This is a genomic window from Parabacteroides sp. Y3-G-102 (genome assembly GCF_023656845.1).
GTDB lineage: Bacteria > Bacteroidota > Bacteroidia > Bacteroidales > Tannerellaceae > Parabacteroides > Parabacteroides distasonis.
In genome coordinates, this window is the sequence record NZ_JAMOKU010000055.1 from 1 (window position 1) to 18806 (window position 18806).

Sequence of the window (18806 nt, forward strand, 5' to 3'; positions counted from 1 at the left end):
TCTTTTAATGCTAAAATTAAGGCGTTTAGAGCTGCTTTAAGAGGAGTAACGGATATAAAATTCTTTCTTTTCAGACTTACAAAGCTGTATGCTTAATCCCCCAGGTTTATCGGGTGAGCCAAATGATACGTGTTCAATTTTAAACAAACCATAAAAAAAGGCAGCTATCTTTTAGATAACTGCCTTTTATTGCGAGCCGAAAGCCGGACTTGAACCGGCGACCTACGCATTACGAATGCGTTGCTCTACCAGCTGAGCTATTTCGGCAACATTTGTTTCTTTATTTCGGGCGCAAAGATACAGGGTTTATTTGACATCTGCAAGAAGATTCGCTAAAAAATCATCTAAATCCGCATCTAAATCTTTTAATAGAGGATCGTCCAGACGAAGCACATCATCGTCTATGAAGAGAAGTTCCTCTATCACAACAAAATCTTCATCAGTCAAGCTAACAGAAAGAGGTTTCATGAACCGGGGAGCGTCAAAAATATTCTTGGTGGATAAGATCGTAAGGACCGCCTTCACCGAAGCGGCAACCCGCTTATTGAATGCGTTCTCCTCCTCGTTCGAGTTCACCCAATCGAAGATAACGATCTTTTCGACCAAATGCTCATCATCATCATAAATTTGCAGTTCCCCGCTTTCCGCATCGGCCTGCACATATAAGTCGCTTATAAAATTACCGGACTCATCCTTGGCCAGCTTTTCAATAGCCGACGTAAAAGCATTCTCGATGAGGGATTGAACCTTTGCTATATTTGCGTTCATATATTAATTCTCCTTTATTCGAATATGTGTCAAAAGTAATAATAATTCACCGAATAACGCCGTTAATCCTCACCAAATTGCACATTTAGTTTCTTATCGGAACGAATTCGTTCGGCCAACGCCTGCACATAGAGTTCCAATAATTTGGTACTCTTATCATTATCACCACTATTACGCTTGAATAAATCGTATGATTTATGAGCCCACTCATAGGCTTCTTTTAAATCTCCTCTCATCTCATGGCATAGGGCCAGATTAGAGGCCGCCTTCGCCCGGCTTTTCCAGTTTTCCGTACCCCGGTAAAGCCCGGACCAACGATCTTCCGCCATATCCCATTTCTCATTAGCCGCATAAGCGGAAGCCTCTTTCCAACGTGAACCCATTCCGGTAAAGTACCAACGAGTCTCCTTCTCCCAATGAGGAACAAAATTAGCGTAGACCTTCGCCCCGAAATATTTACCGGCCCCACGCAAAGCATTCTCCGGAGAGGGCAATACCTTATCCAAGATCGGCATATAATCCGCACTTTCCGCCCAATAAATACTATCTTTCATATGTACCGTCGCCAGTGGAGCCTCACGATCGGGAACGTAACTGCGTATCACGCCAGCCATCTGCACGTCGATCATTCCCATTACATACCCTTCGCCCAAGGTACCTACGCTTTTCTTCATATCGAACAGCAAGCGGTCGATGGAGATAACCGCATCGGCACCGGTCTCATCGCATAGCGACACTACTTGCCCTTGGGTAAGTTTCGTATCCAGAAACGCCTGATTATCTTTTCGAACCGCATCATGGTAAAGCAATACGTCGTTAAAATAAGAAGCCTCCACGATAGCCTCCCCTAAAGTACGGCAAGCGTCAAACAGCGCACTATCCGCTTTCGCTTTGCAAGTATCCTGCTTTTCTCCCTGCAAGGTGTATTCGTAACCCGCATCCTCCGGTTGGGGGACGGCATTGTTTACGATAAGTACTTTAGCGACATTCTCTGGAAATGTCACCTCCGCAGGATTATACGTCTCGATACCTACATAATTAATCGTGCTACAAGCGGACAACAAACCCGCTATGCCTATAAAAAGAATGCTTCTCATCTTCATCTATTTAAAAGGGGGCGATTTACGCCCCCACATTATGTCAAATCACTCACAGCCTTGAAATAGCCGATAGACTCCGCGATCCCCAAGAATGGGTCTTTCATGTCTTTCTCGTATTCCAAGCTACACATTCCCGTGTAATTAACTTCCCGCATCATACGGATCAGCGCAGGGAAGTCGATCTTTCCACGACCGATCTCGATCCCGACTCCCGCCTTCGAAGAATCCGTCACGTCCTTGATATGCATATCAAACACCCGGGTGTGGTATTTCTTCAAGTCGGCCACAGGATCACAGCCGTTTCGCAAGTCATGTCCGACATCCAGACACATACCGATACGGGGGTCTAAATCCTTCGTATGCTCCCAAACGTCCGTAGCGTCGGGATACGTCTTAATATCAGGACCGTGCAAGTGGATGGCGTAATGGAAATCATACTCCTTCACTTTTTTATCCACATAGGGTAAAAGCTCGTAATTCGGGACACCGACGATCAACTTCACTCCTACCCGCTTCGCATAATCAAACGCACGGTCTATCTCTTCCTCGCTCTTCATATAAATAGGACCTACGGCATATCCCGTCACTTTATGGACAGCGCATTTATCATGAAAAGCCCTAATCTGCTCATCCGTACTATTCAACGGCAAATGGAAATCCTTGATGCAAAGATAATGGATATCTAATCGTTCCAACGTCTTCAACGTCGTATCTAAATCAAAATTAACGAAAGTATATCCCGCCATTCCCAGATGAAATGGATTTACGGCCTTCGGAGCCTTTGGTTTTACAGGGTCCGGCAAACCGGCCTTAGCGATAGCGGAAGTTCCCAACAAGAGAGCCCCGGCCAATCCTTGCTTAAAAAATAAACGTCTTGAGTGTTTCATGGTTTATATTATATATAATAATGTATACTATCATCATAAACAGTTTTCACCCCGCAAGATAATAAAAAGATCTTTACGAGCCAGCATTCGGACGAATCAGTGGCAAAGTTACATAAAAGATCGAGCCTTTTCCCAGCTCAGAGGTAACCCATATCTTTCCTCCCATTTGCTCTACCAATCCCCGACAGATAGCCAATCCCAGTCCAACGCCTTTGCTCCAACTGTCCAATTGGACAAAACGGCTGAATATGGAATCGATCTTATCTCTCGGTATTCCCTCTCCGCTATCCTCCACGAAAAACTCGACAGAAGCCGCCGTTCTCTTATATCCAAAACGGATGAACCCCTTCTCGGTATGCTTGATCGAATTCGTGAGCAAATTCGTAAGGATTTGTGTCAAGCGGTTCTTATCAGCCTCCATCACCAAGGCCTCGCAGTCGCTCAGTCGCAACTCTATGCCCGACGGCATACGCAACAAGATCATGCTATAAATCTCTTTCATCAGTAAACCAATATCCAGCTCCTTATAAATCAGAGGCATGGAATTTGACTCGATCTTAGAAAGATCGAGCACATCCCCGATCAACCGCTGCAACAACTCATTATTACTTTGGATGATATTTGAGAACTCAAGCCTTGTCTCCCGGTCTTCCTCATCCACCAATACTTGCGAGAAACCTACGATAGCGTTCAAAGGTGTCCGTATCTCATGATTCATATTGGCAAGGAAAGCCGATTTCAGACGATCGGCTTCCTCCGCCTTATCTTTTGCCTGTTTCAATTGCAATCCATATTTATGCCGTGAATAAGAAATATATCCCAAAGAGCAACAGACCAGCAACAATAGAACAAGCCCTCCACCCATCACCAATAAATTCGTACGTGAATGAGCCGCCTCCAATTCCATCTTCTTATTTGCCAATTCCAATTTATCCACGTCATGACGAGCTCGTAAATTCGCTAAATCATTATAAAATGCAGCATTAGTCACTGAATCCTTCAAACTGATATACTCGCGATACGCATCCGCAGCCTCCATTCCATGGCCTGAATTATAGCATATTATGGCCTTATCCTTCATCAATCCCAATACGGATACCGCCCTCTTACGTTGTAAGCAATAATCAATTAACTCATTAGCCAATGCTTTCCCCCGCTCATAATCGCCCGATATCCGATAATAGAGTAAACGGATATTAGAAATCGAGAGATATTCATCCCTCATGTTACAGTCTTTAACCAACTTCTCTGCACGAGCTAGATGGTAAGATGTGAGGGAGACATCTTTCTTATCAATACCCAGCAAGGCGTAACTACGGTGATAGAGGTATTTAACATAATATAAAGGAGTATCTTCGTCTAATTCCTCTATTCCTTTTTCTTCGCATTCCACGATATACTCTTTCAATTTCTTTAAATAAAACAGTCTCTTCGATGCTTGGATATTTTCATTTTGTAAATGCCGGATAACGGTAATCCTTTTGGCCAATGGGGAATCCCTTTTCTCCATATCCAGGAAAACCTCCTCATACAAGGCGATTCCCTCCGCATCAAATCCTGTACTGAAGTAAAAATCCGCCAGGGCTTGATTCGCCATATCGATACCATCCGGAAAATCAAGTTCGCTGGATAGATCTTTCAATGCCTGTACATTCTCTAGCACCCTTTCCTTCTCGCCATTACTCGATAAAGCGTAAATATACCATCCTTTAATCCGGCAAAGATCCTCATAACGTTTTTGGGCTAAATAAATAGGCTCGGCTTTCTTTATGAAAAAATACATACTGTCTATATTCCGGGAATAATAATACCGGATGATCTGGAACAAAGCGTTGCCTTTATAAGTATCATCCTTACTCAACTCCGCCTCCTTGAGCAATCTATCCGCATAATATTTATAATCCAGCCCTTGTCCTTTATCACTAGCAAGTTCATCCAATTTCACAAGCCTGTCACCCGAAGGCATTTTTGCCAGCACACATTCCATGCTATCGATATCAGTGGCCGCAGTAGCTACAAATATTGGGGTAAGAGATAAATATATTATTAACAGTATGTTTCGCATTTAAAGTTTACAAAATAGACATCAATTAGTTAACGTGTGGCAAGTTAGTAAAATTTAGACAACAGCGTATCATTATTTACAAGTTTAATATTATAATTTTCAACTCAATCAACAAAAAAGCCTATATCAATCAAAGAAAGATTGATATAGGCTCTTATTTCAAAGAAACAGCTGTTCTCTTTATTTTGTCAAGGCGGCGATACTTTCCTCGATAGACTTAATCTTCGATTCGGCATCGGCTTGCTTTTTCTTCTCCATCTCGATTACTTTCGCCGGGGCTTTGCTTACGAAATTCTCATTGCCTAATTTCTTCATGACAGAAGTCAAGAAACCTTTTTGGTATTTCAATTCTTCTTGAAGCTTAGCCAACTCTTCTTCCACATTGATCAGATTGCCTAAAGGTACGGCATATTCAGTCGTACGTACCAAGAACGATACAGCGCCGGCCGCTTTCTCCTCTACCTTGGAGATGGAAGAGAGGTTACACATCTTAGCGATCACAGCGTTGAATGCCTCATTGTGCTCACCCACGATCTGCAATTCCAGCGCATCCTTATTCGGTATATTCTTTTGCAAACGAATTGTACGGACACCGCCAACGATCTCTTTCACGATCTCGAAAGCATCCAAATAAGCGCTATCCGCAACAGCTACTTCCGGCATTTGGGCAACCATCAAGCTCTCACCTTCCTTACGAGGCTCAAGGGCTTGCCATAATTCCTCGGTAATAAACGGCATGAAAGGATGAAGCAAACGAAGCAAGGCATCGAAGAAACCTAACGTAGCCTCATAAGTAGCCTTGTCGATCGGCTGCTGATACCCCGGTTTTACCATCTCCAGATACCAAGACGAGAACTCATCCCAGAACAATTTATAGACAGCCATCATCGCTTCGCTCAGACGATATTTACTGAAAGAGTCGTCTACCTCGGCAATCGTCTTATCCAGCTGCATTTTGAACCATTTCACGGCGATAGCGGAAGCCTCCGGCTGAGCGATCGTATCGTCTACCGTCCAGCCCTTCACCAAGCGGAAAGCATTCCATATCTTATTATTGAAGTTACGTCCTTGCTCACACAAAGCATCATCGAAAGGAATATCATTTCCGGCAGGAGCCGCGAGCATCAAGCCCATACGCACGCCGTCCGCACCGTATTGCTCGATCAATTGCAACGGATCGGGAGAGTTTCCTAAAGATTTGGACATCTTACGTCCCAGCTTATCGCGAACGATACCCGTAAAGTAGACGCTCTTGAACGGCATTTTCCCTCTGTACTCATAGCCGGCCATAATCATACGGGCTACCCAGAAGAAGATGATATCCGGTCCGGTTACCAAATCACTGGTCGGATAGTAATAATTGATTTCCTCGTTATCCGGGTTATTGATACCGTCGAACAGGGAGATCGGCCACAACCAAGAGGAGAACCAAGTATCCAATACGTCCTCGTCCTGACGCAAATCAGACATGGTCAGATTCGGGTTACCACATTTCTCTTTCGCCAGTTCCAAAGCTTTCTCTTCCGTCTCGGCTACCACGTAACCACCTTCCGGCAAGAAGTAAGCCGGGATACGGTGTCCCCACCAAAGCTGACGGCTGATACACCAGTCCTTGATATTCTCCATCCAATGGCGGTAGGTGTTCTTGAATTTCGGCGGATAGAACTTGATATCGTCGTTCATGACCGGCTCCAAGGCGATCTGGGCTAGATGTTCCATCTTCAAGAACCATTGCATAGACAATTTCGGTTCGATAGGCACGTTCGTACGCTCCGAGAAGCCCACCTTGTTCTCGTAAGCCTCTACCTTCTCCAAAAGGTCAGCGTTACGCAAGTCTTCCTCGATTTGCTTGCGGACATCAAAACGATCCATGCCCACGTACAGGCCGGCGGCCTCGCTCAGCGTACCGTTATCGTTGAATATATCGATAGAAGGCAAATTATATTTCTCGCCCAACATATAGTCGTTTACATCGTGTGCCGGGGTCACTTTCAAACAGCCCGTACCGAACTCTATATCTACGTAATCATCTTCGATCACCGGAATCTCACGGCCTACCAGCGGAACGATCACTTTCTTTCCTCTCAGATGTTGGTTCTTCGGGTCGTTCGGGTTGATACACATCGCCGTATCTCCCATAATCGTCTCCGGACGGGTAGTGGCGACAATGGCGTATCCCTCCTCGCCTACGATCTTATAGCGAAGATAGTACAACTTACTATGCTCTTCCTTATAGATAACCTCCTCATCGGACAGGGCCGTCAACGCCTTCGGGTCCCAATTCACCATACGGACACCCCGGTAGATCAAGCCCTTCTTATATAGATCGACAAAAACCTTAATAACGCTCTCCGAACGTTTCTCGTCCATCGTGAACGCCGTACGATCCCAATCGCAGGAAGCCCCCAATTTACGAAGTTGCTTCAAGATAATGCCGCCATGCTCTTCTTTCCATTCCCAAGCGTGACGCAAGAACTCGTCGCGAGTCAGATCGGTCTTCTTGATTCCTTGCCCGGCCAAACGATTCACCACTTTCGCCTCCGTAGCGATCGAAGCATGGTCCGTACCCGGTACCCAACAAGCGTTCTTACCCATCATACGGGCACGGCGAACCAAGATATCTTGGATCGTATTGTTAAGCATATGTCCCATGTGCAATACGCCGGTGACGTTAGGGGGCGGGATTACAATCGTATACGGCTCACGACCGTCTGGCTTTGACTTAAAGAAGCCGTTATCCAACCAATACTGATACCACTTCCCCTCTACTTCAGCGGGATTGTACTTACTAGCGATTTCCATATTTTTATAACTAATTAGTCTTTACACATTTCTCGATCCGCGAAAGTACAAAAAATATAGACAAAAAACGCTGAGCATCGGGAAATATAGTCGGCCGAGACAATAGGCATTCTCTCTCGGATACGCCACTATTCTATAAACCACGACATGGTTTGTACAGACCAAGTCGTGGTTTATACAGATCACGACGTGATTTATAAAGACCACGCCGCTATTTTGAAAATAGAGTGAATGGCAATTACTTTTACATCCGGGGATTTGAAGGTTTATTCCTATAACAAGCAAACTATTTATAACGGTTTTTCTATTCCACGCTATTGCAGTTTCGCGTAAATGCCTGTATCTTCGCGTACTATAAAAAATAGATATGAGAAAGCGATCTGAGTATAAAGGAGGGGATAATCGACGTAAACCCTCTAAAGAACGACAGGTAACGGTGGGTGAAAGTAACACTTTGCTACCTTTCCTGTTCGAGTTATTAAAAGAACAAAGCCGTTCATCCGTGAAAGGATTATTGAGCAGGGGACAGATCTCGGTAAACGGGAAAGTCACCCGGCAGTTCGATGCCCCGCTGAACCCTAACGATACGGTCGGGATCAACTATGGAAGAGGGAAGGTGGAATTCAACAATCCGTTACTTAGAATTGTTTGGGAAGATGATGACCTCATCGTGATCAACAAGCGGGAAGGTTTGCTATCCGTATCTACCGATCGTATCAAAGAGCGTACGGCCTACCGTATCCTGAGCGATTACTTGAAAGAATGCGACCCTCGCAACAAGATATTCGTCTTGCACCGTCTGGACCGAGACACATCGGGTATCATGATGTTCGCCAAGAACCAGAAGGTAAAAGAGCAACTACAGTCCAACTGGAGCGAGGCTATCACGCAACGGACCTACGTGGCCGTGATAGAGGGACGGCCGGAGAAAGACACGGATTTGATCGTATCCAACCTCGTGGAGAACAAGCATATGCAAGTGTACGTGACACAAGATGGTGACGGGAAGGAAGCGATCACACGCTACCGACTCCTGCAAACGAACAATCGTTATTCGCTCGTGGAACTCGATCTGGAGACGGGACGCAAGAACCAAATCCGTGCGCAGATGCAATCCATCGGGCATCCGATAGCCGGAGACTCTAAATATGGGGCGGAGACAAATCCTGCCGGACGCTTGATGCTCCATGCCCGCAGGCTCTGTTTCATCCATCCGGTAACAGGCGAGGAGATGCGCTTCGAGACACGGATCCCGGAGAAATTCACATCGACAGCAAAGTAATCTATCAATAAAGGACAAAAAATGAAGAAACTCATCAGTTCGATCATGCTGGCGCTAATAGCGCTGGTAGCGCAGGCGCAAATACTTACGCCTGTCAAGTGGAAAATTAAACTAGACGACAAGGGCGGCGCACCCGAGAAAGAGATCGTCTTTACCGCCACGGCGGACAAAGGTTGGCACCTGTATGACATGAACCTGCCGGAAGGAGGTCCTGTTTCTACATCTTTCACATTCGAGACATTGAATGGAGCTGAACTGATCGGTCAACCGGTTCCTTCGGTAAAGCCGACCACGGTTTACGACGAGCAATTTGCCATGAATCTTCGTTGGTATCCGGGTACGGTATCGTTCACCCAAAAACTAAAGGTTACCGATCCCGCTAAATTCAAGGCGGAGGGCGAGGTGGAATTTATGGCTTGTAATGACGAGACTTGTCTTCCCCCGGATCAAATACCTTTCTCTTTCGATAAGAAAAGTATCCATGTAGATCCAGCTCTGGCAGCTAACAGCTCGACTACAGAGGTGGATAAAGAGGACGCCACGGCCATACAGCCGGATACGCAAGTCGTAGCGGAAGAGGCCAGCGAGTTGAACACTCCGGACCCTGCCGCTAAAGAGACACCGGCTACGACATCTCCTAAAGCGTCCGACAGCTTAACCGACAGCCCGAATCTTTGGTCTCCGGTGATCGACCAATTGAAATCGTTCGGCGACGCTACGGTATCGGCGGCGGATACCTCTTGGTTATTCATCTTCTTCGCGGGTTTCTTGGGAGGTTTGATCGCCTTATTGACTCCTTGCGTTTGGCCGATGATCCCTATGACGGTTAGCTTCTTCCTGAAACGTACGAAAGATCGTAAGAAAGCGATTCGCGACGCTATCACCTATGGGTTATCTATTATCGTAATCTATTTGGTGATGGGCTTGTTGATCACCGGTATCTTCGGAGCGAGCGCATTGAATGATTTATCAACGAACGCGATCTTTAATATCCTGTTCTTCTTGCTGTTGGTAGTATTCGCAGTCTCCTTCTTCGGAGCCTTCGAGCTGGTATTACCTGCGTCATGGACTAGCAAATTGGATAGCAAGGCCGATTCGACGACCGGCGTATTGAGTATTTTCTTTATGTCGTTTACGTTGGTATTGGTATCTTTCTCTTGTACGGGCCCGATTATCGGAACCTTGTTGGTACAGGCCGCTTCTATGGGTACGGCGGTAGGACCGGCTATCGGTATGTTCGGTTTCGCCTTGGCGTTATCCATCCCGTTCAGCGTCTTCGCCATCTTCCCGAATATGCTGCAAAGTATGCCGAAATCCGGCGGATGGTTGAATTCCGTGAAGGTCGTATTGGGCTTCTTGGAGTTGGCCTTGGCCTTGAAGTTCCTTTCCGTAGCGGACTTAGCGTATGGTTGGCGTTTACTAGACCGTGAGGCTTTTATCGTGCTTTGGATCGTGATCTTCAGTTTATTGGGTGTTTACTTATTAGGAAAGATCAAGTTTAGCCATGATAGCGAAGTAAAATATGTATCTGTTCCTCGTCTGTTTATGGCGATTATCTCTTTCGCTTTCGCCATTTACATGGTTCCGGGACTTTGGGGCGCTCCGTTAAAGGCGATCAGCGCATTCGCTCCTCCGTTGTATACACAAGATTTCAATCTATACAAAAACGAGGTACACGCCGCGTTCGACGATTATGAATCCGGTATGGCTTATGCCAAGAAGGTAAATAAACCCGTCATGATCGACTTCTCCGGTTTCGGTTGCGTAAACTGCCGTAAGATGGAGGCTTCCGTTTGGACGGATCCTAAGGTGAAGCAAATGCTAGAAAATGATTACGTGCTAATCACTCTCATGGTAGACGATAAGACGAAACTCCCGCAACCCATCGAGATCCAAGAGAACGGAAAGACTCGTAAGCTGAAGACGATCGGTGATAAATGGAGTTATTTGCAACGAAGCAAGTTCGGTTCTAATGCCCAGCCATTCTACATCTTATTGAATGACGAGGGACAGCCGCTCGGACCTTCATACGCATTCAATGAGGATGTTTCCAAATACATCCAGTTCCTTCAAAACGGATTGAAAGAATTCAAGAAAGAACAACAATAAAACAAACAGAGGGCCGGGTTCTACCCTGCCCTCTTTCTTTTACAATCATTATAGAATAAGTAAATAATATGGCAACTAGAGAAGAGAAGATGGAAGCCTTCGGGCAATTACTCGACATTCTGGATGAATTACGGGTAAAATGCCCTTGGGATCGTAAACAGACAAACGAGAGCCTCCGCACGAATACGATCGAGGAAACCTATGAACTATGCGAGGCCTTGATGCGTGAGGATAACACAAACATAAAAAAAGAATTAGGAGACCTGTTATTGCACATCGTCTTTTACTCCAAGATCGGCGAGGAAAAAGAAGCTTTCGATATCAAGGATGTCTGCGACAGCCTTTGCCAGAAACTGATTTACCGCCATCCACACGTATTCGGAGATACCTCCGCCGATACCGCTCAAAAGGTAGAGCAAAGCTGGGAGCAGCTTAAGTTGAAAGAAAAGGGGGGTAACAAAACCGTACTGGAGGGTGTTCCCGCTTCCCTCCCATCCGTAGTAAAAGCGCATCGTATCCAAGATAAGGCCCGTAACGTAGGTTTCGACTGGGAACAACGTGATCAAGTATGGGATAAGGTACAGGAGGAATTTAATGAGTTGAAAACCGAGATAGACAGGATGGACGCAGATAAGATGGAAGCTGAGTTCGGAGATCTCTTCTTTAGCTTGATCAACGCTGCCCGCCTATACAAAATAAATCCGGACAACGCATTGGAACGCACGAACCAGAAGTTTATCCGCCGTTTTAATTATCTAGAGGAGCACACGATCCAAGAAGGTCGTTCCTTGAAAGATATGACATTGGAGGAAATGGATCAACTGTGGAATGAAGCCAAGGCCAAAGGCTTATAAAGCAAGGATAAGGGCAAAACAAAAGGGGAACCGACATCACGTCGCCACCCCTCCCTTAACTTAAACGCCAAAACTAAATCTAAACAAAAAACACAAATAATGATAATATTTTACTTTTTCTGTTTTTCTTCCTTTTTATTGTCCCGACCACTCTTCATGAAATTCCGGACAAACTTATATTCCGCATTTCGGTACTTATAGACCTTTTCGGGAGAAAGTATCTTCTTGAATCTCTCAAAATACTCTTTTTCCAACTGTGCCTCTTTTATCTCAACATCCAGACATTCGTCTATCACTTTGTTATAATCAGCATCTGTCGGATTCTCCTTATGTCGAATTTCTTTTGATAACTTACGACATTCACGACCTACCTCAAATTTTTTCTGTCGCAACTCATTGCATAAAGGAATAAATTGTGCAGCTTCCTCAGGTGTAAGGCCAACTTCAGCCGTAATAAAAGCATTCCGCCTTGCTTCGAATGCCTCTCTATCAAAATGTCTTTGCTCTTTCTTCTCTTGTGCCGTAGCATTGAAAGAGAGTAGAACCGAAATCGCTACAAATGTAATGAAAAATATTTTATTCATACAAGTATTATTACAAAAATCTTCGATAAAATTACTATTTTAAACTTTATTCAGAATAGGAAAGTTCCTCATCTAAGAGATAATTGGCGTACTGAGCTTCCAAATACTCCAAATACTCCTCATCTTCTTCCGCTTCAATAGCGTCTAAAGCCGTTGTCGGGACTTCCGTCCGGACCAGTAAAGAATCAGACGCAGTACTACCATCGGAACCGTTTATTCCCACGATAGCCTTGAAAAACAAACCAAGACCAGCGAATACCGCAGCCATGTACAACCACGGACGAACACGATCCATCAAGGAAATCCGTTTCGCCCTCTCCTCCTGCTTCTCGGGGAGCTGACTCATGATCCGCTCCGTAAGCCCTTCCATATACCCTTCCGGTACAGTGAAAGGATTAGTTCCTTTCAAGCGATCTAGGTTGTTTTCTTCTTTTTTCATACTTTTTCTCTTTTTATATTGCTTTGACAGCGATTCGGGCAAAAGGTTTAAACCTCTTTTGTTAAAAACTCCTCGATTTTTTTCACCGCATGATGATACGAGGCCTTCAAAGCCCCGACAGAGGTACCTAGTATCTCGGACATCTCCTCGTACTTCATCTCCTCGTTATACTTCATATTGAAAACCAAGCGTTGTTTCTCCGGCAAGGTAAGAATAGCGTTTTGCAATCTTACCTGTATCTCGTCACCATCGAAGTATTCATCACCTTTCAAACGATCCAGCAAAAAGGTATCCGCATCGTCGATAGATACGTTATTCATATTTCGCTGTTTATTCAGGAAAGTAATGCACTCGTTGATCGCGATCTTATAAAGCCATGTAGATAATTTGGCCTCACCACGAAAAAGCTCGATGTTCGTCCAAGCTTTCAAAAATGTATTTTGGAGTAAGTCGTTCGCATCCTCATGATCCAGTACCATCTTTCGTATATGCCAATACAACTTCTCGCCATACAAGCTTACGACCTTGGCAAAGGCCTCACGTTGTCGGGCCGGGTCCCGGAGCTGTACTACAATTTCGTCTTCTGTATAGGATTGCATTTTTTCTATTTTGGGAAGTGCCCAGAACAGGACTCGAACCTGCACGATCGCAAAACCACTCGCACCTGAAACGAGCGCGTCTACCAATTCCGCCACCTGGGCTTTTTTTAATCATTCTGAAGCGCAACCTATCGGTATTGCGCATACAAAGGTAATCGTTTTTTCCAATTAGCAAGCAAATGAAAATAAAAAAAGCGACCGTCCCTTCCGGAACGGCCGCCCATATCATTAATCACGGGAGTCGATTACATCATACCACCCATTCCGCCGCCCATACCCGGATTCATCGGAGGCATAGCAGGAGTCTCTTCTTTTTTCTCAGCGATCACGCACTCAGTAGTCAAGAACATACCTGCGATAGAAGCAGCGTTCTCCAATGCTACGCGAGTTACCTTAGCTGGGTCGATTACACCAGCCTCGCACAAATTCTCGAAACAGTCCTTACGAGCGTTGTAACCGAAGTCGCCCTTGCCTTCCTTCACTTTCTGAACGATAACGGCACCTTCCTTACCAGCGTTAGCTACGATCTGGCGAAGCGGCTCCTCGATAGCGCGCTTAACGATCTCGATACCTGTAGTCTCGTCCTCGTTGTCGCCCTTCATACCTTCCAATGCATCGATAGCACGGATATAGGCAACACCACCACCGGGCACCGTACCTTCTTCGATAGCGGCACGAGTTGCGTGTAATGCGTCATCCACACGGTCTTTCTTCTCTTTCATCTCAACCTCAGAAGGAGCACCTACGTAAAGAACAGCTACACCGCCGGCCATCTTAGCCAAACGCTCTTGCAATTTCTCTTTATCATAATCAGATGTCGTATTCTCCATCTGGATCTTGATCTGGCCGATACGAGCTTGGATAGCCTCCTTGTCACCAGCACCATTTACAATGGTAGTGGTATCTTTGTCTACCGTGATCTTCTCAGCGGTACCTAGCATATCCATTGTAGCACCTTCCAATTTCAAACCTTTCTCCTCAGAGATAACCGTACCGCCTGTCAATACAGCGATATCTTCCAACATAGCCTTACGACGGTCGCCGAAGCCCGGAGCCTTAACAGCGCAGATCTTCAAGGAACCACGCAGACGATTCACTACCAATGTAGCCAAAGCCTCGCTGTCGATATCCTCAGCGATGATCAAAAGAGGACGTCCGCTCTGTACGGTCGGCTCAAGGATAGGAAGAAGGTCTTTTAATACGGAGATCTTCTTGTCATAGATCAAGATATACGGATTCTCCATCTGGCACTCCATCTTCTCTGTATCCGTTACGAAGTACGGAGAGATATAACCGCGGTCGAACTGCATACCCTCAACTACGTCAACTGTAGTTTCAGTACCTTTAGCTTCCTCAACCGTGATAACACCTTCAGTCTTCACACGTTGCATAGCCTCCGCGATCAACTTACCGATAGCCTCGTCACCATTTGCGGAGATCTTCGCTACATGCTCGATCTTCTCGAACTTATCACCTACAGCCTCAGCTTGGTTAGCGATGCTCTCTACAACCTTAGCGACAGCCTTGTCGATACCACGTTTCAAATCCATCGGGTTCGCTCCGGCAGTAACGTTCTTTAAACCGACACCAATGATAGACTGAGCCAAAACCGTAGCTGTAGTCGTACCGTCACCGGCGTTATCGTTTGTCTTGGAAGCCACTTCCTTAACCAATTGAGCACCCATGTTCTCGAACGGGCAAGTCAATTCCACTTCTTTAGCAACCGTTACACCATCTTTCGTGATGTGAGGAGCTCCGAATTTCTTCTCGATAATTACGTTACGACCTTTCGGGCCTAATGTTACCTTAACGGCATTAGCCAACTCATCCACACCTTTCTTCAAAAGGTCGCGGGCATCCATATCGTATTTAATCTCTTTTGCCATGATTGTATTTCTTTTTTAATATTGTTGTTTATAAAAATGAATTAGATAATAGCTAAAACGTCAGCTTGGCGCATGATCAAGTATTTCTCACCGTCTAGTTCGATTTCCGTACCCGCATACTTACCATACAATACGTTATCACCAACCTTTACAACCATCTCCTCGTCTTTCGTTCCGTTACCTACGGCTACAATCTCACCCTTTAAAGGTTTTTCCTTTGCTGAGTCAGGAATAATAATTCCACCTAATGTTTTCTCTTCCGCAGCGGCCGGCTTAATCAGCACGCGGTCTGCTAATGGTCTAATGTTCATTTTCTTGGTATTTTAAATGTTAATAATATTACTTTTTTAGTTATGAACTTTATGTTCACGCCTAAGCCTATGCGAATAGTGTGCCAAACGAATTCACCCGGGTTCGACTGACAATATTTCGGACGAAATGGACAAATATCCGAAGAGATAACTGACAACTTGTCTTTTTGCATCTCTCAAAAGGATAATCAATCGACCAGCAGCGTATTCATGGAATATGCCTTTACGGTTGGAGTATAGACTCGATCGCCGATGCGAATGGAAAGAGAATGATCATCACTGGTCTCATTGGCGATAATCAAGGCGATACTGTTATCCGGGTTACGGAATGCCAGCAGATTCGTATAGGTCCCTTCCGTTTCTAATTTATATGCACCGGGCTGGACATAATGGCTGACATGTTTCATCACGTAGTATTCCGGAGTATATCGATAGCTCTTGGTTTGCGGATCTACGACAACCAATGAGTTTTGCGCCCATCCCCAACGACTGATCCCTCCATTTTCCAAAGATATATTCCAATACATATAGGCAGAAACGCCATTATCCAGAAAATGTCGCATCAACCCCCAAGAATACATGGCACCCTTCCAATCGTTCTTGCCATCTCCACATTCTTGCTCGGTTTGGTAAAGCTTCAACCCGGGATAACGTTTGTGGATTCCGACGATAGCTCCCTTACCCGCCCATTGGAAACCGACACCTTTTACATATTTACCACTAACAGGATCTGTCAATACCGTATCAACAAGCGACTCATTCGCACGTTCCATCGTGCCGAACATAATTTCCACTCCTTGAACCTGCATGGCCGGCCCGAGATAATTACCGATAAAATTAGCCAAAGAAGCCGATGTCCAACAACAACTCGGGAATATTTGCGCAGAGTTGAACTCGTTTTGGGGCATTACGGCAAAGATTGGAATTCCTTGTTTCTTATAGGCCTCGATAAATTTAGAGAAATAGAGGGCATAGGCTTTCAGGTAAAGAGGGTCTTGGATAAACATATCCGTACCTTCATGGCCGACCTTATCGGCCGGCAAACCATTTCGATACTTCTCGTCATAATTCTCACCCGTATAGGCAGAGGCATAGTGTTTGTTATATTTCATCCAAGCGGGAGGGCACCACGGGGAAGCCCACAAGCGTAAATCTGGTTGATACTTTTGGGCGTTCTTGATAAAAGGGATCAAGGTTTGTTGGTCATTGGCGATGGTAAAATGTTCCATCGTGAAATCACCGTCTACCTCGTCATACGAATACCAATCACGGGAGAAATCATTTGCTCCTACAGGCATCCGGCAAATCGTGAAGTTGGCTCCGACTCCGGGGAAGAAAAGCTCTTCCATGATTTCCTCACGTACACTTGGCTCCAGCTTACTCAAGGAAAGCCAACCTAATTCATTAAAACAGGCTCCGAAACCATCAATTTGTTGTTGATGCTTTTCTGTTAGAATTGTTATATCAATATTAGGTATCGTATCCGCAAGGGCGGAGATCAGATCGGGTTGCTCAGCCCAAGGGGAATTCTCGGTTGTCGTTACCCACTCGGCACGGGGGGTGAAAGAGCAGGAAGAAAAGTATAAAGATATTGAGAGTATAAAAACAGGTATTTTCATGGTCGTTTCATTAATTTATAAGTTTAGAACCATTTGAACACGGACTACACGGATGACACGGAACACACGGATAAATACTAATACCGTGTGTTCCGTGTCATCCGTGTAGTCCGTGTTCCATAATCCACTATTCTCTAAAAGCGTTCTATCAGCTCCTCGATAGTCACAAGGTTTTGCTCACCCGTGAGCATATTCTTTAAGTTGATTTTATTCTCGGCCATCTCATTCTCTCCGACTATCGCGACAAACGGGATTTTCTTAGCGTCCGCATATCCCATTTGCTTTTTCATTTTAGTAGACTCAGGATATAGCTCCGTACGAATCCCCGCCTTGCGAACCTTAGCGATCAACGGCAATAAATGAATCTCCTCTTTCTGTCCGAAGTTCACGAATAGAAGCTGTGTAGTCTTCAAAGACCCTTCCGGATATAAATCCAATTGGTTCAATACATCAAAGATACGATCAGCGCCAAAAGAGAAACCGACACCAGACACGCCTTCCATGCCAAACACCCCTGTCAGATTGTCATAGCGACCACCACCCGTGATACTACCGATCTGTACGTCCAAGGCTTTCACCTCGAAAATCGCACCTGTATAATAGTTTAAGCCACGAGCCAATGTCAGATCAAGCTCTAATTCCGCACGAATTGGCGTATGAGAGATGCGCTCCAAGATAAAATCCAATTCGGCTACACCTTTCAAACCAGTCTCAGACGCAGATAATACCTCTTTCAAGGTAGCGATCTTTTCTTGATTTGAACCCTGCAGCATAATGATCGGCTGCAAACGCTCGATCGCCTCCTCGGGTAAACCCTTGGAACGAAGCTCTTCATTCACGTTGTCCAAGCCAATCTTATCCAGCTTGTCGATAGCTACCGTAATGTCTACGATCTTATCCGCCTCGCCTATGATTTCGGCAATACCGGAAAGGATCTTACGATTGTTCATCTTGATACACACACGAATGCCAAAGCGATGGAACACCTCGTCCATAATCTGGATCAGCTCCACCTCATTGATCAAGGAATCAGACCCCACAACGTCGCCATCACATTGGTAGAACTCCCGGTAACGTCCCTTTTGCGGACGATCTGCACGCCAAACCGGTTGGATCTGGTAACGTTTGAACGGAAAACTGATCTCATTACGATGTTGTACCACGTAACGAGCAAACGGAACGGTCAAATCATAACGCAAGCCTTTCTCACAAGCCTTAGCAGCAAATCTCAACGGGTTCTTTTCCATTAACTCCTCATCTGAGACGCCCGCGAAACAATCTCCGGAATTCAATATCTTGAAAAGGAGCTTATCCCCTTCCTCACCATATTTCCCCATCAATGTAGAAAGGTTTTCCATGGCAGGAGTCTCTATTTGCTGGAAGCCATACAAGTGAAATACTTCACGGATCGTGTTGAATATATAATTACGTTTCGCCATTTCCTCCGGCGAAAAGTCCCGGGTACCTTTGGGTATGGAAGGTTTTTGCATGATCTTATGTT

Annotated in this window: 15 protein-coding genes and 2 tRNA genes; 3 read left to right on the forward strand and 14 right to left on the reverse strand. The window is 45.3% G+C overall.

Annotated features, from left to right (window positions below; genetic code table 11):
* Positions 1-194 precede the first annotated feature (194 nt).
* The 6 genes from NBH16_RS20175 to NBH16_RS20200 form a co-directional block, all read right to left on the reverse strand.
* Positions 195-267: transfer RNA gene (locus NBH16_RS20175), tRNA-Thr, on the reverse strand.
* Positions 268-306: 39 nt separating this feature from the next.
* Positions 307-768, reverse strand: coding sequence for a hypothetical protein (locus NBH16_RS20180; RefSeq protein WP_005868523.1), 462 nt, complete (start codon positions 766-768; stop codon positions 307-309).
* A gap of 62 nt (positions 769-830) precedes the next feature.
* Positions 831-1865, reverse strand: coding sequence for a DUF6340 family protein (locus NBH16_RS20185; RefSeq protein WP_005868521.1), 1035 nt, complete (start codon positions 1863-1865; stop codon positions 831-833).
* Positions 1866-1903: 38 nt separating this feature from the next.
* A complete protein-coding gene (locus NBH16_RS20190) occupies positions 1904-2755 on the reverse strand; it encodes a sugar phosphate isomerase/epimerase family protein (RefSeq protein ID WP_048928175.1) in 852 nt (283 codons plus the stop codon).
* Positions 2756-2828: 73 nt separating this feature from the next.
* Positions 2829-4820: a sensor histidine kinase gene (locus NBH16_RS20195; RefSeq protein WP_195320131.1), complete on the reverse strand. Its 1992-nt coding sequence runs from the start codon at positions 4818-4820 to the stop codon at positions 2829-2831.
* A gap of 180 nt (positions 4821-5000) precedes the next feature.
* Positions 5001-7622, reverse strand: coding sequence for a valine--tRNA ligase (locus NBH16_RS20200; RefSeq protein WP_005868508.1), 2622 nt, complete (start codon positions 7620-7622; stop codon positions 5001-5003).
* A gap of 367 nt (positions 7623-7989) precedes the next feature.
* Between NBH16_RS20200 and NBH16_RS20205 the strand changes: the two genes are divergently transcribed.
* The 3 genes from NBH16_RS20205 to mazG all read left to right on the forward strand — a co-directional run bounded on the left by NBH16_RS20205 (position 7990) and on the right by mazG (position 11867).
* Positions 7990-8904 carry an RluA family pseudouridine synthase gene (locus NBH16_RS20205; protein WP_005858777.1) on the forward strand — a complete coding sequence of 305 codons (915 nt, stop codon included), beginning with the start codon at positions 7990-7992 and terminating at the stop codon, positions 8902-8904.
* 21 nt (positions 8905-8925) lie between these two features.
* Positions 8926-11013 (forward strand): protein-disulfide reductase DsbD family protein, encoded by a 2088-nt coding sequence (locus NBH16_RS20210; RefSeq protein WP_121961436.1) that lies wholly within the window; start codon positions 8926-8928, stop codon positions 11011-11013.
* A 68-nt stretch (positions 11014-11081) separates the two neighbouring features.
* Entirely contained in the window at positions 11082-11867 is a 786-nt protein-coding gene (gene mazG, locus NBH16_RS20215) for a nucleoside triphosphate pyrophosphohydrolase (RefSeq protein WP_005858781.1), read from the forward strand.
* Positions 11868-11977: 110 nt separating this feature from the next.
* On the opposite strand, the gene NBH16_RS20220 is transcribed toward mazG, so the two are convergent.
* The 8 genes from NBH16_RS20220 to hisS form a co-directional block, all read right to left on the reverse strand.
* Positions 11978-12451, reverse strand: a complete 474-nt coding sequence (locus NBH16_RS20220) for a hypothetical protein (protein WP_005858783.1) — start codon at positions 12449-12451, stop codon at positions 11978-11980.
* 46 nt (positions 12452-12497) lie between these two features.
* On the reverse strand, positions 12498-12890 hold the full coding sequence (locus NBH16_RS20225) for a hypothetical protein (protein WP_005858784.1): 393 nt from the start codon (positions 12888-12890) through the stop codon (positions 12498-12500).
* 47 nt (positions 12891-12937) lie between these two features.
* Positions 12938-13489: an RNA polymerase sigma factor gene (locus NBH16_RS20230; protein ID WP_008777938.1), complete on the reverse strand. Its 552-nt coding sequence runs from the start codon at positions 13487-13489 to the stop codon at positions 12938-12940.
* A gap of 18 nt (positions 13490-13507) precedes the next feature.
* Positions 13508-13591, reverse strand: a tRNA-Leu gene (locus NBH16_RS20235).
* 143 nt (positions 13592-13734) lie between these two features.
* Entirely contained in the window at positions 13735-15375 is a 1641-nt protein-coding gene (gene groL, locus NBH16_RS20240) for a chaperonin GroEL (protein ID WP_005858786.1), read from the reverse strand.
* A gap of 41 nt (positions 15376-15416) precedes the next feature.
* Positions 15417-15686: a co-chaperone GroES gene (locus tag NBH16_RS20245; protein ID WP_005858788.1), complete on the reverse strand. Its 270-nt coding sequence runs from the start codon at positions 15684-15686 to the stop codon at positions 15417-15419.
* Positions 15687-15874: 188 nt separating this feature from the next.
* Entirely contained in the window at positions 15875-17305 is a 1431-nt protein-coding gene (locus NBH16_RS20250) for a glycoside hydrolase family 30 protein (protein ID WP_195320129.1), read from the reverse strand.
* Between the two features lie 134 nt (positions 17306-17439).
* On the reverse strand, positions 17440-18795 hold the full coding sequence (hisS, locus tag NBH16_RS20255) for a histidine--tRNA ligase (RefSeq protein WP_250789002.1): 1356 nt from the start codon (positions 18793-18795) through the stop codon (positions 17440-17442).
* Positions 18796-18806: the final 11 nt, after the last annotated feature.

Coding starts and splice junctions, on each gene's coding strand:
- NBH16_RS20180 (WP_005868523.1), bottom strand. CDS start 768: ATGAACGCAAATATAGCAAAGGTTCAATCCCTCATCGAGAATGCTTTT.
- NBH16_RS20185 (WP_005868521.1), bottom strand. CDS start 1,865: ATGAGAAGCATTCTTTTTATAGGCATAGCGGGTTTGTTGTCCGCTTGT.
- NBH16_RS20190 (WP_048928175.1), bottom strand. CDS start 2,755: ATGAAACACTCAAGACGTTTATTTTTTAAGCAAGGATTGGCCGGGGCT.
- NBH16_RS20195 (WP_195320131.1), bottom strand. CDS start 4,820: ATGCGAAACATACTGTTAATAATATATTTATCTCTTACCCCAATATTT.
- NBH16_RS20200 (WP_005868508.1), bottom strand. CDS start 7,622: ATGGAAATCGCTAGTAAGTACAATCCCGCTGAAGTAGAGGGGAAGTGG.
- NBH16_RS20205 (WP_005858777.1), top strand. CDS start 7,990: ATGAGAAAGCGATCTGAGTATAAAGGAGGGGATAATCGACGTAAACCC.
- NBH16_RS20210 (WP_121961436.1), top strand. CDS start 8,926: ATGAAGAAACTCATCAGTTCGATCATGCTGGCGCTAATAGCGCTGGTA.
- mazG (WP_005858781.1), top strand. CDS start 11,082: ATGGCAACTAGAGAAGAGAAGATGGAAGCCTTCGGGCAATTACTCGAC.
- NBH16_RS20220 (WP_005858783.1), bottom strand. CDS start 12,451: ATGAATAAAATATTTTTCATTACATTTGTAGCGATTTCGGTTCTACTC.
- NBH16_RS20225 (WP_005858784.1), bottom strand. CDS start 12,890: ATGAAAAAAGAAGAAAACAACCTAGATCGCTTGAAAGGAACTAATCCT.
- NBH16_RS20230 (WP_008777938.1), bottom strand. CDS start 13,489: ATGCAATCCTATACAGAAGACGAAATTGTAGTACAGCTCCGGGACCCG.
- groL (WP_005858786.1), bottom strand. CDS start 15,375: ATGGCAAAAGAGATTAAATACGATATGGATGCCCGCGACCTTTTGAAG.
- NBH16_RS20245 (WP_005858788.1), bottom strand. CDS start 15,686: ATGAACATTAGACCATTAGCAGACCGCGTGCTGATTAAGCCGGCCGCT.
- NBH16_RS20250 (WP_195320129.1), bottom strand. CDS start 17,305: ATGAAAATACCTGTTTTTATACTCTCAATATCTTTATACTTTTCTTCC.
- hisS (WP_250789002.1), bottom strand. CDS start 18,795: ATGCAAAAACCTTCCATACCCAAAGGTACCCGGGACTTTTCGCCGGAG.